The 15,679-nt window shown below is 63.4% G+C and carries 10 protein-coding genes; 5 read left to right on the plus strand and 5 right to left on the minus strand.

All coding sequences use genetic code 11. The features are described 5' to 3' along the window. Positions 1–141: 141 nt before the first annotated feature. From RYM47_RS12355 to mobF, 3 genes are all read left to right on the plus strand, one after another. The gene (locus RYM47_RS12355; protein WP_315388251.1) at positions 142–1,167 is read left to right on the plus strand and encodes an ankyrin repeat domain-containing protein; all 1,026 of its coding nucleotides are present in this window, start codon (positions 142–144) and stop codon (positions 1,165–1,167) included. Beyond that, entirely contained in the window at positions 1,145–3,046 is a 1,902-nt protein-coding gene (locus RYM47_RS12360) for a type IV secretion system DNA-binding domain-containing protein (RefSeq protein WP_315388253.1), read from the plus strand. The genes RYM47_RS12355 and RYM47_RS12360 overlap by 23 nt, the downstream gene beginning before the upstream one ends. 62 nt (positions 3,047–3,108) lie before the next feature. After that, the gene (gene mobF, locus RYM47_RS12365; protein WP_315388255.1) at positions 3,109–6,036 is read left to right on the plus strand and encodes a MobF family relaxase; all 2,928 of its coding nucleotides are present in this window, start codon (positions 3,109–3,111) and stop codon (positions 6,034–6,036) included. 178 nt (positions 6,037–6,214) lie between these two features. On the opposite strand, the gene RYM47_RS12370 is transcribed toward mobF, so the two are convergent. From RYM47_RS12370 to RYM47_RS12390, 5 genes are all read right to left on the minus strand, one after another. After that, positions 6,215–6,694, minus strand: a complete 480-nt coding sequence (locus RYM47_RS12370; protein ID WP_315388257.1) for a GIY-YIG nuclease family protein — start codon at positions 6,692–6,694, stop codon at positions 6,215–6,217. A gap of 131 nt (positions 6,695–6,825) precedes the next feature. Further along, a complete protein-coding gene (locus RYM47_RS12375) occupies positions 6,826–8,517 on the minus strand; it encodes a YadA-like family protein (protein ID WP_315388258.1) in 1,692 nt (563 codons plus the stop codon). A 65-nt stretch (positions 8,518–8,582) separates the two neighbouring features. Next, entirely contained in the window at positions 8,583–9,338 is a 756-nt protein-coding gene (locus RYM47_RS12380; RefSeq protein ID WP_053091888.1) for a M15 family metallopeptidase, read from the minus strand. A gap of 545 nt (positions 9,339–9,883) precedes the next feature. Further along, positions 9,884–10,288, minus strand: a complete 405-nt coding sequence (locus tag RYM47_RS12385) for a barstar family protein (RefSeq protein ID WP_315388260.1) — start codon at positions 10,286–10,288, stop codon at positions 9,884–9,886. A 292-nt stretch (positions 10,289–10,580) separates the two neighbouring features. Then, on the minus strand, positions 10,581–11,174 hold the full coding sequence (locus RYM47_RS12390) for a DUF6338 family protein (protein ID WP_315388261.1): 594 nt from the start codon (positions 11,172–11,174) through the stop codon (positions 10,581–10,583). A gap of 313 nt (positions 11,175–11,487) precedes the next feature. Here RYM47_RS12390 and RYM47_RS12395 point away from each other — a divergent pair, with 313 nt between their 5' ends. After that, complete coding sequence (locus RYM47_RS12395) at positions 11,488–12,681, plus strand: OsmC family protein (protein WP_315388263.1); 1,194 nt, start codon at positions 11,488–11,490, stop codon at positions 12,679–12,681. After that, the gene (locus tag RYM47_RS12400) at positions 12,662–15,676 is read left to right on the plus strand and encodes a TonB-dependent receptor (RefSeq protein ID WP_315388264.1); all 3,015 of its coding nucleotides are present in this window, start codon (positions 12,662–12,664) and stop codon (positions 15,674–15,676) included. Before RYM47_RS12395 ends, RYM47_RS12400 begins: the two co-directional genes overlap by 20 nt. Positions 15,677–15,679 lie beyond the last annotated feature (3 nt).

Raw genomic sequence — 15,679 nt, forward strand, 5'->3', positions numbered from 1 at the left:
TCCTACAAACCGGGGTTTTGGTCGGCGCGGCTTTCATCCTCAAGATCGCTTGCTGATTGCCAAAACCGAAAAAGACGGTATGCAAAGGGGATGGAACCCCAACACGACAACCCAGCAGGCAACCCCGGTGGGGGCGATTTCTTGAATCGTCCCCACGAGCCGTTGCTTCATCCCATTCTCCACCCCCTGACGCTGGCCCAGTTCTACGGGAAGCATCACGAGGCCGCCGCTGCCGCCGATGCGCGGGAAGTGTTGGACCTGGCCACGCGGTTTTGCCGAGAGGCCCAGGTTTTCGGGTTGGACACCCAGACCGACGCGGGTTTCGACTGGGTGATGACCCCCAGCCGTTTCTCCAGCCGCATTTCCCTGGAGCTGGGGCAGGGCGGCCACGCCGCGTTGCTTCAGGTCGATCCAGACCTGTCCGCTCACCCGCTCGACGCAGCCATCCATACCGGCGTGCTGGGCCACAAACCCCTGGCTTCCGCTTACGCCGTGCTCCCGGCCGAGCAGCGGGATGGGCTGTTGAGAGAACTGAGGGAATCCATCGACCAGGTCCAGTCGAACCGTTCCGCAGCGAAGCAGCTCCAGGCCCTCCGAGCCCTGCCTGAACTGCCGGTGCCGTCTCAGCCGCCTCTGGACATCGCCCAACTGCTCCGGCGGTTTGAGGTCCCCGATGCCCAAGCCCGGTTGGCGGCGGACCACGTCAAGGCAACCTATGGAGGAGCGCTGACCACGATGCATGGTAGCCAGGTTCTGGCAGCAGCCCATGCGCATGCCCCGCACTTGGGGCTATACGGAGCCCCTTGGCAGACCTGGCTTTGCGAGAACGCCACGACCGGGAACCTGAAGGGGGTGGAGGCCTGTTTGCGCATGCAGGCCGAGCCCAATGTGCCCGACGCCAACGGCGAGACGCCGCTACACCTCGCCGCGCGCCACGGCCACCCCGGCATCGTTCGTCGGTTGATTGAGGCCGGCGCGGACCCCGCCTTGGGGAACCCCCGCGGGGAGACTCCCCTGCATGTGGCGGCCCAGCACAAACGCGCGCAATGCTGCCTGGAGCTCATGGCTGCAGGCGCGGACCCTGGGCGGCTCGACAACGCCGGCCGCAAGCCGGGGGACCTGCATCGAGTGAGGGAGAGGGGGCATGGGCAAGCCCTCGGTCTATGACTGCTGGAGCTGGACGGTCCGGTCGAACATTGAGCCGAGCCGCCCAGTTCGATATTGGCCCCAGGCGTTGCTCTCCGGTTCGGTCATCGCAGCCCTGACGTATCCGGCCGCGCTCTGGCTGGGTTGGAAAATCCCATCCTCACACTCGCTGATGAACTTCGGTCAGGCACTGACTGGCAGCCTGGCAGCGCTGGGCAACCTTGCCACCGGCACGATCTCATTCCGAGAGCCTGCCGCCGCGTTCTGGGAGGTGGCCAAGGAGCAGGCCACGTTTGGCACGTTGGCACGGGTCGGCGTTGCGGCGGGCTTGGCTGGAGGGGCGTCGGTTTGGGTGACGCGTCGGGGGCTCATCCCTCGAGCCAACCAGTGGCACGTTTCGGGAGCTCAACTGCTTGAAGGCAAGGAAGCGGTTGCCGAAGCCCGTCGCCGTTCTCTCAGTCCAAAGGAGTCTCGCTCAGAGACGCACGCAGTCTCCATCCACCCGGAATGGATGCGATCAAAGAAGGACTGGGCCCAGCACATGTTCATTTGGGGCGGAACAGGCCAAGGCAAGTCCGTCATTCTCAAGCACATCCTCGCTCAGGTCGTCGGTAAGAACAAAAAGGCGTTCATCTACGACATCAAGGGGGATTTCACGGCCATATTCCGGCGCCCGGTGATCGTCTGCCCGTTTGATAGGCGGAGCTACGTCTGGGACGTGGGGCAAGATGTCGCAACGCAGACACAAGCCTCAGCATTTGCACAGTCGATCATCCCGCCGGAAAGCGGAGCCGGTGCGTTCTGGGCCACTGCCGCTCAGACCCTGTTAGAGGGGTGTGTCCGCGAACTGCAGGCCACCCGGCGACGGGATTGGGGCTGGGCGGACCTGGCTGCGTTGCTCGCCAGGCCGGCCAAGTCCATGTTCGAGGCCATGTCCGTTTACTTCCCTCGCGCAGCGATGCTGATCGCGTCTGAGGACTCCAACACGACCGGCAGTGTCCTCGCCTGCCTGGCCAACGGCACCGCCGTGATTGATCGCTTGGCGACTGCGTGGCCAAGGCGAGACCCGAAGCGGAGCTTCTCAATGGTGGCGTGGATCCAAGACGGATACAAAGGACGCAAACAGCTGATAGTGCAATCAGGGCCGGATCCATTGCTCGCACGCGCGTATATCAGCGCGATGGTCAACATCGCTGTTCCGGAAATCCTGGCATTGAAAGACGATGAGCGAGGTCGTCACCTGGGCTTCTACTTCGACGAACTGACCACGGCCGGAAAACTGAACATTGAACCGCTGATCGCCGTGGGCAGAAGCAAGGGCGTCTCGCTGGTCGCCTGCGTGCAGGACTTGAGTCAGATCCAAGACGTCTACGGAGACAAGGCCGCCCAAGCGTTCGAGTCGATGATCGGCACCGTGGTCTGCTGCAAGACCGCCGGGGCAACAGCGATCGAGCTGGCCGGCAAGATGGGCAAACGAACCGTGGCTTGGCGCACGCATGACAAGAACGCCACGCTCCACGAGGAGTCGAGGGCCGTAGTTTCCCCCGGCCGGCTGATCGATGATCTAGGGCCCAGGAAGGGAAAGCAATACGGCCCTGAAGGGTGGGGCATCCGGGCCATCGTCCAGACCACCGGTGACTTGCTCCTGCTGGACTGGCCTGGCGTGAGTTATCCGAAGGTTCGAGAGGGGCAGAAGCGGGCGAGGTGGACGAAGCAGGGGGCGCGCCCGGTGGAGCAAAAGCCCATGCCACCGAGCGACGCGCAGAGCGCTGCAGAGGTCCAGCGGGTGCTGAAGATGACCGCCGACCAGGCCGCCGCGGAGCTGCAAAAACGCGGTGCCACGCCGCCGAAGCTCCGCGCCGTTTCAGACGACGAGCTGGAAGCCATCTTCCGCAAGTAGTGGGGTTGTGGAGTCGCTGGGTTTTGGTAGATCTGAAGGGATACCCATTCCTGGAGGACTCCATGTTCAACGTCACCGCATTGACCGCTCAAGGCACGGACAGCAAGTCCGGCGCGGCCGTGGTCGAGTATCTGATGCTCACCGAGTATTACCTCGATAAAGACGGAAACGCGCAGGACACCATGGCCTGGGGCGGCAAGATGGCCGCGCACCTCAATCTCTTGTCCACGGCGGTAACACGGGAGAGCATGAGCAAGCTGGCCGAAGGATTCGACCCCCAGACAGGGAGGGCGCTTTGCCAGAACGCAGGCCAGAAAGGCAAGGTGCGGCCAAAGGTGGACAAGAACGGGGATCCCGTCCTGGACGCCCAAGGCAAGCCCGAGGTCGTGGTGGTCGGCGGCCACCGGGTCGGCTACGACGTCACGGTGTCGGCGCCCAAGGACGTTGGGATTCTCTTTGCAATGGAGTCGCCAGAACGGCGCGATGCCGTGCTCAAGGCGCACCAAGCCGCCTCTGCAGAAGCGATGAACCGGCTGGAACAGATGGTTGAGACTCGACGGGGAAAGGGCGGCAAGGACGTGATCGGCGTGAAGGGCCTGGTGTGGTCAAGCCACCAGCACTTCGCCGGGCGTGACCTCGACATGGATCTGCACACCCACCATCTCGTTTATGGGGTGGCGCTGGGAGCCGATGGCAAGGAATCGACCTTCGATGCCGTCGAAATCTATCGCCATGCCCGGGCCATGGATGAAATCTACAAGCTGGAGCTCTACAAGAACCTTCAAGGGTTGGGCTATCAGGTCGAGCACGTCCGAGAACTGGACGACGACGGCAAGGAGACCAACCGATCCTACGCACGCCTTGCGGGCATCGACCAGGACGTCATCGACCACTTCAGCAAGCGCCGGAAGGCCCTGCTCGAATACGCGGAGCAGCATGGGGTCAGCACCCAACAGGCGAACAAGGCCACGCGGAAGCACAAGAACGAGCCCACTTACACGGAGTTGGTCGAGCACTGGCAGGAGGCTTTGAAGGACTTCGAGCTGACGCCGGAGACGTTGAAAGCAGCGCGGGGGAACCTGGACAAGGTGGAACACAAGAGCGACGCCGAGCTGCTGGAACTGCTCCACGAGAACGAAGCCGTGTTCAACGACATTGATTTGGTGCGGGTGCTGGGAATGGAATACGCCGGCAAGTTGGACGCGGCCGGACTCCATGCCCGCATAGAGCAGTTCAAGCAAGACAATGGGCTGGTGCTGGTCAACGCCGAGCGCTTGGCAGACGAAGACCGGGGGCAGACACTGGCCCGCAAGCACACGGAAGACCGGTTCTGCGCGCCATGGATGTTGCAAGCGGAGCAAGCGGTGGTGGACATCGCCAACCGCCGGGCCAACGAGACCCAGCACCATGCTTCGCAGGCCACGGTGGATCGCGTCATTGAGGACTACCAGAAAGCCAAGGGCTTCCAGCTCTCGCAAGAGCAGTTGGTGGCCGTGAACCACATCTGTCGCGGCAGTGGCGGGGTGGCAAACTTGAGCGGCTTAGCAGGCACCGGCAAGACCACGATTTCCGAGCTCTACAAGGAAGCGCTGGAATCTGAGGGGATGGTGCTGCTGGGGGTGTGCGTGTCGAACAAAGCCGCCCAGAAGTTGGAAGTGGAATCAGGGATGCCCTCAACCTCCATGGCACAGATGCTTCACGATTTGGCCGAAGGCAAGCGCGAACTCCAGCCCAACGACGTGCTGGTCATTGACGAAGCCGGCATGGTGGACACGCGGGACACCCGAGCCTTGTTGGCCTACGCAGAGAAGGCGAAATCCAAGGTCATCCTTCAAGGCGACGCCGAGCAACTGCAGCCCATCGGGGCCGGGTCCGGTTTTCAGCTCACCAAGCAAGCGGTGGGCGATGTGAAGTTGACCGAGATTCGCCGACAGGCGCGGCAGGAGGACCGCGAGACGGCGATGGGGTTCTACGCCAAAAACGAGAACGGTGAAGTGGTCGATCTGAAAAAGGGCACCCGCAGCCGGCGCGAAACCTTGGAGCTGGGCGATGAGCAGAAGGAGCGCCTGATGGACTCCATCGTGGAAGCCCACTCGCAGGAGAAATGCATCGAGCGCCTGGTGAACGACTACTTCAAGAATCCAGCGGCGCTGGACGACAAGCTGGTGCTGGCCCACAGCCGGGCCGAGGTCGGCGCTCTCAACGCAGGGATTCGAAAAGGCCTAAAAGAACGCGGCGAGATCGGCACGGATGAGGTGGTGGTGGAGGGACGCGTCAATGGACGAAAGTTCGATCTGGCCTTGGTAGAGGGAGATCGGGTGATGTTCACAGCCAAAAGCAAGGACTTGGGTGTGGTCAATGGCACCCAGGCCACCATCGAATCCATCAAAGCGTCACGCTCGGGCGGCTACGATATCGTCGGCACCTTGCGTTCGGAGAACCCAAAGGAGAATGGGCGCAAGGTGGTGTGGAACACGCACGAGCACAAGGCGGTGGTCCACGACTACGCGGTGACCGTCCACAAGAGCCAGGGGCAGGGCAAGCGGGAAGTGTTCCACCTTATGAACCTGGGGATGATGGACAGCGCCAGTTCTCTGGTGGCCTTTACTCGCCTCACGAAAGGCCACTACAGGCTTTACGGCACTTACGATGACGTCGAGCAGCTCAACACCCGCTTGGGCTTGGAGCGACTGAAAGCGACCGTGCTCGACGCGGGACTGAAAGACGATCCGCAACGGCCGGTTGTCCAGCCCCCTGGGGCAGCTGCACGCCCCACCGCTCAACGCCCAGCCGCTCAGCGAACGCGCATCCAAGGCAAGCTCGACGCGCTGCTGAAGGAGCACGCGGAACGCCCAAAACCGCAGAGGAGCGAGAGCGAACACAAGGCCCGTTGGCTGCCGGAAGTGCTGGAGCCGTTGCGGCGGGCGCGCCAAGCCTCTCCCAAGCTGCCGGCGCAGTCCCCGAAACACACGCAGGGCTTCTCGTTGTGAGCAGCAGGCTGGGCGGCCATGCCGCCCATGTGCTTTTCTCTCCACACTGCTTTTGCTTTGAGGCGCGGCCACTGGCCGCGTTCTTTTTGACACCAAAGCAACGTCAAAAGCGGCATGGAGCAAAAGCGCATAGAGGGTGGGGCAGGGGCGGCCCGCGGCTTCCGCCGGGGCCCTTGCTTTACTGGGCCATGACCAAGGCCTGCAGCACCATCACCGCCACGCCGAAAAGGAAGGGGTAGAGGAACAGCCATTTGAAGAACCCCCAAGCCAGGGACGATGGAGCCCCCGCCGAGCGGCGCGGAACCGCCTCGGGCCACGCATACCCTGCCGCCAAGGACTTCACGTAACCCGTGGTGCGGCGACGTGGGTCGCGGATAAGAATGCCCGGCGGCTTGCTATAGATTCGCCAGCCATGCTGAAAGGCCTTGTAGCGCCACGCGTATTCGTGAGCCTCGGCATCGGCCTGGGTGCCCGTCATGCTCGACAGCGGGACGAACGAGAATCGGCGTCCCTGCCAGCCCCCACGAGCACTGCGGTGCTGCTGCTCGCGTTGCTTTAAATCGACGGTCTGCCCCACGTAGCAGCACCCGTTGTCAAAGAACAACCCGTAGAGATGGCGTGGGCGGGGCAGGTATTTCTGATTGCGTTTCCAGTTCAAGGGTCCTCCATCGATGGGTATACCTACATACCCATAAAAGAAAGAACCGATTCGTCAAGCCATGGCACGAACAAGGGCCCCGAAGGGCCCTTGCCGAGATGCAATCACCTCCTTTTCCACCACGCAATCGTTTAGCGCCCCAAGTTGATGCTCAACCCGAAGCCGGCTACCGGCTTGTTGCCAGAGCCGAAGGACAGGCCCGCCGAGACGCTGACCTTTTCAGACACCCGAGCACCCCAGCCCACGGCCATTGCAGCACTGCCACCCGAGAATCCCACGCCCACGTTCAGGTTCACCTGGCCAACGGCGGTGCCCCCGTTCTGGGCCGCAGCGGTGGCCATCTGGCTCATCGCGCCGAGTTGCGCGCCCAAGCCGTTGATGCGGCGATCCTGGTGCCGCAGGCGGCGGTCCGTATCGACCCAGCGGTCATCCCACACCTGCTGCATTTCGTAGACCTGACCACCGTTCACAGCATCCGTGGACCCGCGTTCGATGCGCCCCGGAGCCACGCCGGTCACGCGCTGGTTGCCCGCGTTGACGCCCGCGGTCGTCACCGAAGCGCCGCCCTCGATGCTCACGCCCTGGGCGTTGACCGTGGTCTGGCCGACCTGGACCGAGCCCGCGTCAGACAGTTGAACGTTGTCGCTGACCGCCACGGTTTGGGTGCCGTCCGTGTTGTCGGTCACCTCGACGTTCTTGCCCGCCCTTACAGTCCAGCCCGCGCCGGTCCCGGCGGTTCCATCCACCCCATCGGTGCCGGCAGGCCCTTGGACCCCTGGCTCCCCTTTCAGGCTTGCCAGCCAATCTTGTTCATTCCCTTGGAAGCCGTTGGCCAAGGCCACCTCGTAAGCGCTCAACCCATCCGCGCCGCGCGGGCCTGGCGTGCCAGAGCCGCTGCCTGGGTTTTGCTCGAGCGAAGTCACGCGTCCGTCCAGATCGTCCAATGCGGCTCCCACGGTTTGATGCGTGGCACCGCTGCGGAACTGATAGATGGGCGCGATAAAGTTGCCGTTGACGAACGTGGCACCGCCGCCCAGCGCTTGGGCCGCCTGACGGACCTGTCCGAGGTTTGCGACGTCGGTGTCTGAGGTGCCGGCTCGAACGTTCGTGATTCGGCGGGTGCTCTGGCCCCCGTCCTCATACGTGGATCCCACGCTGACTTCGTCACTGGCCCAGCAGCGGCTATGTGAGCCCAGGGCAACGCAGTCTTGCCCGCGTGCTTCAGCCCCAACGCCTAACGCAAGTGACTGAAATGCATCGGCAACGGCAGAGGTGCCTATGGCGACGGCATGGTCAGCGTTTGCCTCTGCCAAGTGGCCTTGAGCAATCGATGCATTGCCCCGCGAACGGCTGGAATAGCCAAAGGACATGGAAAGATCCCCACTGGCTTGCGCCTGCACCCCTTGAGCCAACGATTTAACACCGGTCGCGACGGCTTGTTGTCCAACGGCTACCGCATCTTCGCCACCAGCAAAACTCAAAGTGCCGATGGCAACAGTCCTCGCTGCCGCGGCATTCGCGGCTTGGCCCGTCGCAATGGAGTTCGCACCGGACGCTTGGGCATTCGTGCCCGACGCCACCGCGTTGTCTGCGGAGGCGTTGGCTTGAACGCCCGTGGCGATGGCCCCGTTCCCGGAGGCATTGGCATAGGCCCCCGTTGCAGTGGCATTCGGGGCTGAGGCTTGGGCGTATTCCCCGGTCGCCGTCGAGTTGGGTTCCGAAGCCGTGGCCCCGGTTCCCGTGGCGGTTTGAGCAAACGATGGGGAGGCAAACAACGAGGCCCCCATCAAAGCCGTTAAGATGGATGCGCGAAGCGAAGACATGAAAACCCTCCCGAGTATGGATTGATACTTCATCCATAGCAGGCGATTTCATTTCCGCAAGGTGATCATCCGATCTTTTTCAAGGTGTTAGGAAAGGTCGCAAAGCAAACCCGTGCCGGCGCGAACCAGTTCCAGGCCATCCGGTTTTCATTGCCCCAGGCCAAGCACGCCGTTTCCATCCCCGCAGGGCACCAAGCCGGTGCCAGCGCACGGGCCAGCACTTCCGAAGAGGGCTCCCCGGTCACCGAAGGAAACGCGCCCGGCTTGCGCCCCTGCCGGTAGGCCCACTTGGCTTGGCCGCACTCGGCTTTCAGCTCGACGTGCGGATAGTCTTTCGGGCTGGTCCATCGGCCGCCCCAGTTCAGCCCCACGATCTCCGCCAGCTCCCCAAAGCGTTGATAGCCGGCCATCACATGGGCATCGTCCAAGTTCCAGCTGGGCTCCCCATTGATGAACACGGCGGCATCCAAGGCCAGTCCGAAGTTGTGGCAGCTGGAGAATGCCCCAACGCTGGTCACGCCAGACCCGGAGGCAAGCAGGGCCGCCTGGCGCTCGGGGCTTCGATACCCTTCCACGGGCCGCACATCAAACCCTTCCGCGGCCAGCTGGGCCTGGACGGCTTCCACCTTTTCCCGCAGCGCTGGGGAAACCCCCTTCCACATCCGTTCGTTTTTCGGATGGAAGAATCGGTAAATGGCGCCGTGCGGCTTCGGGGTTTGGAAAACCCAGGGGCTGCTGGGCTTGGGTTTGGGTTGAACGGTCGAACACCCAGCCAGTGTCAGGCAAGCCAGAACGACGGCGATGGTAAAGCGCGGTTGCATGCTTTCCTCCCAGAAAGGTAGATAGATGCTTTCAGGGGTAGTGGATTTTCAGGAAAGCGCAAGCGAGCTAAAAAAAGCCCCCGAACGACCGGGGGAGGAGGCCTGCAGCTCGGGGGCTTAATGAGGCAGGGAAAAAGAGTAAGAAACCCTGCCCCGTTGCAAGCCATAGCACACACAAGGGCAAGAAGTCAAACCGATTGCCGATCGCGTGACAGGGGCAGAAGGCGCGTGGCATTGGGCGGTCAAGGCGGATGCCGGTGACTGGGCCTGGGGATGACGGGTGGCCGCACAGCGCGTAAGTAAGAGGGAAGAGTTGTTGCGATAGTGTTGCGGCGGTCAGGTCAGAGTATTGGCCTGGCTGTCCGGGCCTTGCCCAGCAAGGCTTTCGCGCTCGAAAATGAACAGACGCTAATGATGCTTCATCAGCGGGGTGTGTTCGGCGGGCTTCTGGGTCACGCGGGGTCCATCGGGGGTCGGGCTGGTCCCCCTATTGTAGAGCCACGCCCTGCGTGGCTGGGCCCGGAGCTGATCCACCGCGTCGCGAGTCAGCCAGCCAAGACGGTGATGCGGGGATGGGCGGCGAAGATGTCCATGACGATCCGGAAGTAGGTCTCTCCCTCGCCGGCGTCGAGCGCCTCCAACTGGCGAGCGATGAGGGTTCTGTTGAACCCGTCGTTTCCATCGAGCTTGGCCTGAAGCCAGGCACGGGTGGTCTCCACACCGAGCGCATTGCGGCTTTGCTCGATGTCTTTCCAGATCAACGTCGCGCCTGCGTGTCCGGCCAACACCCCGTAGCCGCCGTAGAGCATGTCATCCAGCGCATCCAGGCTGTGCCCGAGCTGCCAGTCCTCGTCGGCCATGAAGAGTCGGTTGATCTCCGCGTAGAAGCTGGGGATGTCGTGTACGGCGCCGCCCTCGAGAACCAGCACCTTTGGATCCGGGTTTGTCATTCGGTCCTGTCCATCGGAGTGGGGACAACGAAGTGCTTCCTGAGGCTTCCAATCCAGACCACCGCAGGCCGGGCACGACTCGGTGTCGGTTAGCTGCAAAATACAAGGATACGAAAAAGCCCCTGCGTGGGGGCTTTAATCGGTGCCGCGCTAAGGCTTCTTCGGCGGTGGCGGCGGGTTCGGCGGCGGAGCAGGACGACCACCCCGGGCAGGGGAGTTGGCATTGTCAAAAACATGCTGTCTCCCAGGGGGAGGCGGGTTAGACCCCTTTCGCAGATTTGTCATCTTCGGTTCACTCCTTGGGGAATACCTCGACCCAACGTACGTCGGTCGCATGGATGATTATGCCATCAAGCTTGGCGAGGTCTACAACGTCTCCTGCGTCGTCGATCCAGGCGGGCTGCTGTATGTAAAACTGACCAGTGGCGGGACTCGTAGGCCATTCTTTTGGCCAGCCAGTAAGGCGTCTGCCGTCTTGCAGCTGCAGGACTATGTACGCGGGATTTGAATCTAAGACACAGAACCACTCGCTTGGGTGTGAGGTGCGAGAAGTAAACCCGCGGCTCCTTAACCATGAATGGAACGTGTCTTTGTTGACGGCGGCTGCGACCGTAATTCCCAGAGCAGCGGCGACCGCGATTGACCATGCCGTTTGGCTCTCGTTGGTCCAAAGGCCCGTGCTCCAAACTCTTCCGCAAGCGAGAAGTGCCACTTTGACTAGAACCGTGATGCCTTGGACTACGAAGGTAAACACGAGCGCTTCAACCGTGCGTTCAAACTGGCTGGGCTTGGGGTGAGAGGTAAGTCCGTAGAAGATCCAGGCTGAGAGAAATCCTGGCAATAGAAACATGAGGAGCGGCGTTGCCTGTGAAAACAAGTTGTCCATGGTTCGTTCGATAGTCCTTGATAGTCGGCCCGATCATTTCAGAGGCGCGAGCGCTGCCGGCAGCAGCGCGCGGAGGACGTTCCATTGGCAACTAGTCTGCTGCACGACGTAGCAGGGGGCGATACCCGATTGCGACATCTGCTCTCGGTTGCTGCGCATGGTTGGCGCTGTGCCGAAGGATGTTGGCAACTATGGGGCGGCTGCCCGGGCCGCTACAAACATATATGGGAATCGCCAACGGTTATTTAACTGCGGCGATGCGGCATGGAAGAGTGGGCTTCCGTTCACGATCCGCCTCGGAGGCCGTTCGCCCATGTCCATCGCCCGCTCCATGTCGCCGCTCAAGGTCATCGGTGCCACCGCACTGACTGCAATGCTGTTGTTGGCTGCCCCGCAGGTGGTTTCCGCTGAAGATGCCGCCTCGCCACTGCGGGCCTACCTGGCCGCCAAGCACGATGCCATCCAGGCACAGTCGTCCAAGCCGGCCACGCCCACCGCCATCCACGCAAAGGTCACCGCCGAAAGCCGTTCGGGCGTGCGCCGCCTGCGTATCGGGCCGACCGGGGAATTCCAGTACATCAGCGACAGCGGCCGCGACTACGCCGGCTACAACCTCGGCGCCGGTTCCTGGGACTCGCTGGTGGGCACGCTGGCCAGCGCCGTGGCCGACGAGTACATCGTGCAGGCGGCGGCGCAGAGCGTGCCGCTGGATGGGCTGGACGTGGTGTTCACCAGCATTCCAGAACGCAAGAGCGAGACCCTGGCGTACCCCAACAACCTGTCTTACGTGGCCTACATCGATTCGCCGGCGACCGACGCACAGCTGCAGGCGCTCAAGCGTGCCGTCCATGAGAAGTCCTCGGCCATCGACCTGGTCACCCGCCCACAACAGGTCAGCCATGCCGAGGTGGAGTACATCCACAGTGCCGCCACCCGCGACCCGAAACTGCCGCCGGGCCTGCGCGATTTCATCACCGAGGAAAAGCGTCCGGCGGTGCTTGCCCGTCAGGTGAAGCCGACCCCAGGGAAGGCCAAGCCCGCCGGCCCGGAGCCACTGGTGGCGCGCGCCCACGTCGAGCCGCACACCGGCCTGCGCCAGGTGTTCCTGGGCAAGGACGGCTACCACCAGCAGCTGCACGACAGCGCGCCCGAGCTGCTGGGCTATGGACTGGCCCCGACGGTTGAGGAACACCTGCTTGGCGTGACCGGTACCTGCCTGACCCACATATTCGAGGTGCAGGCCGCGTCGCGGAACGTGCTGCTGGATTCGCTCGAACTCACCGTCGATGGCCAGGTGAGTCCGCGCTTTGGCAGCAACGTAACTTTGCCGGCCCGCTACAGCGGCATCCGTTACAAAGTGCGGATCGAATCGCCGGCCTCGGAGCAGGAGATCGACGCGCTGCGCCAGTCGGTCGAAGCCACCTGCCCGCTGTACAACCTGGTCAAGGACGAGCAGAAGCTGGAAGGCAGCATCGTGCGAGGCGCGTATGCAGAAGCCGCGCGCTGAGAGTGCATTCGGCCGCCGCGCCGCCCGTGGCCTGCCTTGGCGTCGCAGCCACCTGGCGCTGGCCCTGTGCACGCTGCTGGCGCCGGTAGGGGAGGCCGCCGAGCCTGCCGAGGAAAGCACTGCGGCGGCCTCGCAGGCGCAGAGTGGAAACGCCCGGTTGCTGGACAAGGTCTCGGTGCTTGGCTCGCAGATCGCCGGGGGCGGCGCGCAGGCGGCGCTGCCGGTGGTCGCGGTGGACCGTGAGCAGATCGACGCCACGGCAGCGACCAACGGCAACGAGCTGTTCCGCAGCCTGCCGCAGTTCGGCGATGTGGCCATCACCGAGAAGGGCACCACCAACGCAGGTCGCAATTCCAATGTGGCGCGCGGCGATGTCGGCTCGGTGAATCTGCGCAACCTGGGCTCCAAGTACACGCTGTTGCTGGTCAACGGGCGCCGCACCGTGCAGCACCCGATCAGCAACAGCGGCGACGACACTACCTACAACGCGAATGCGATCCCGGTGTTCGGCTTGGAACGGGTCAACCTGCTGCTGGACGGCGCGTCCTCCATCTACGGGTCCGACGCCATCGCAGGCGTGGTCGACCTGGTGATGCCGAGCAACCTGGCCGACGGCGGTGGGATCAAACTCAACTACGGCAAGGTGACCGACGGCCACCGCGAAGACGTGTCGCTGGAAGGGTACTTCGGCAGCGACTTTGCCGGAGGGCGCGGCAACCTGTCGGTGCTGTACGGCTTCTCCAAGCGCACCGCCCAGCTGAACTCCGACGCCTGGTTCACCGCTACCGACGGCCGCCGTCCGCTGGGCGACGGCACCAGCGTGCCGGACCCGAACGGCACCACCGGATTCAGCACCCGAACCCCATGGGGCCATTTCGAAACCTATTCGGGCGGGCGCCGTACCGGCAGCTGGTACGTCAACCCGACCACCGGCGCCTTGACCAGCGGCTCGGTGCCGACGCGTTACCACTACGATTCGGCGGCCGAGCCGGGCATCACCTCGGCACCGGCGATCCGCAAGGGCAACGTGTTTGCCACCGGTCGCTACGACCTGACGGACAGCGTGCAGCTGTTCGGCGAGCTGGCCTATTACCGCGCCAGCTCCGAGTCCTGGGTAAGCAGCGAGTCGGGGTTTGGCGGGGATGGCTTCCTCCTGCACATCCGCCCGGATGCCTATTGGGTGCCGCAGTCGCTGCGCGGCGCCGATGCGATCCGGCTGCTCAACTATCAGTTTGCAGACTCCGGCATCCGCCGCGTCAAGGTGGACAACGACCAGTCGCGGCTGCTGCTCGGCGTCCGCGGCTGGACCGAGGGCGGCTGGAACTGGGAAAGCGCGTTGTTGTACTCGCGTGCGCGCAGCACCGATACCCAACTGGGCGGACTGACCGACGCCTTCATCGAAGCGGTGAACCGCACCGATGCCAGTGCCTACAATCCGTTCAGCGGCGGCGACCCGGCCAGCATCCGGGTAGGGGACGCCACGCCTTACGACACCTCATTGTTCATCGGCGAGGCCACCCGTGAAGGCACGGCCGAACTGGCGCTGTGGGATTTCAAGATCAACCGCTCCGACCTGTTGAGCTGGTATGCCGGCGACATCGGCATGGCGGCGGGGGTGGAGTACCGGTATGAAAGCCGCACCGATGACCGTGACGACAACATCGACGGCAGCAATCCCTATACGGACTGGTACACCGGCACGGTCGCGCGCAGCAACTTCTTCACCCACAGCCCGCGCCCGGATGTCCACGGCAGCCGCAACGTCAAATCGGCGCTGATCGAGTTCGCGGTACCGCTGGTTTCGCCTGCGCAGAACGTGCCGTTCGTGCAGTCGCTGGACCTGCAGCTGGCCGGGCGCTGGGAGGACTACAGCGATGCCGGCCAGGTCGCCAAGCCGAAACTGGCAGCCGCCTGGAAGGTGAACGACAGCGTGCTGTTGCGCGGCTCGGTGAGTGGTGGATTCCGCGCACCGGGGCTGGAGCTGGTGAATTCGCCACCGACCTACGGATTCGGGTTCAACAACGATGCCATCCGCTGCCACGCACTGATCGCCAAGGGCGCGCAGCCCGACTACAGCGCGTGCTTGAACGCCTTCAGCAGCGGCTCGGTGGTGAAGCCGTCGGTGAGCGCGGTGACCTCGTATGGTGAGGACGTCAAACCGGAAACCACGAAGCAGTCGTCGTGGGGCGCGGTGTTCGAACCCCGGTTCCTGCCGGAGCGCTTCGGCACGTTCAGCCTGAGCGTGGACGCGTGGCGGGTCGAGGTTGAAAATCCGATCAGCACCCTTGGTGATGAGCTGCTCTACGACGCGTACCTGCGCGTAGTGGAAGGCAGCAGGAATCCGAACGTGGTGCGTGCCGCGGTGACAGCGGAAGATGAAGCGCAGTTCGCAGGATCGGGCCTTGCACCGGCCGGCGTGGTGACGCATGTCTACAACCGCTACCAGAATCGCAACCCGCTGACGGCCTCGGGCGTGGACTACAACTTCACCTGGCGCCTGGCCGGGACCGCGTGGGGCAACTTCGCGTTCCTGCTCAGTGCCAGCCAGCTCAAGGAGTACACGCAGGAGAAGCCTGCCGAGGTGCAGCAGGTGGCGGCGGCGATCGCGAGCGGGCAGCTGAACATCATCGCACCGGACCTGGGTGCGGCCAACGAAGTCGGCATCAATGGCGCCAAACCGGAATGGCGGGCCAGCGCGACGCTGATCTGGAACCTGCAGGACTGGACCGTGCGGCTGCGTGACGACTACATCGACAGCGTGACCGCCGGCGCCTATGCGGACCGCACACCGTTCGTGGTGGGTTCCACCCAGCGCTGGACGCTCTCGGTGAAGAAGGAGTTCACCCAGGGCGCGCTCGCGGGCGCGGCAGTGGAAGTGGGCGCAAGAAACCTGTTCGACAAGGAACCACCGCTCAATGCTTCCGGCAACTACCTGAGCGCGCTGCACGAAACCTATGGGCGTTACCTCTACCTCGGCATTTCCAAAAACTGGTGAACG

Origin of the sequence: uncultured Stenotrophomonas sp. (assembly GCF_963519125.1) — a bacterium.
Lineage (GTDB): Bacteria > Pseudomonadota > Gammaproteobacteria > Xanthomonadales > Xanthomonadaceae > Stenotrophomonas.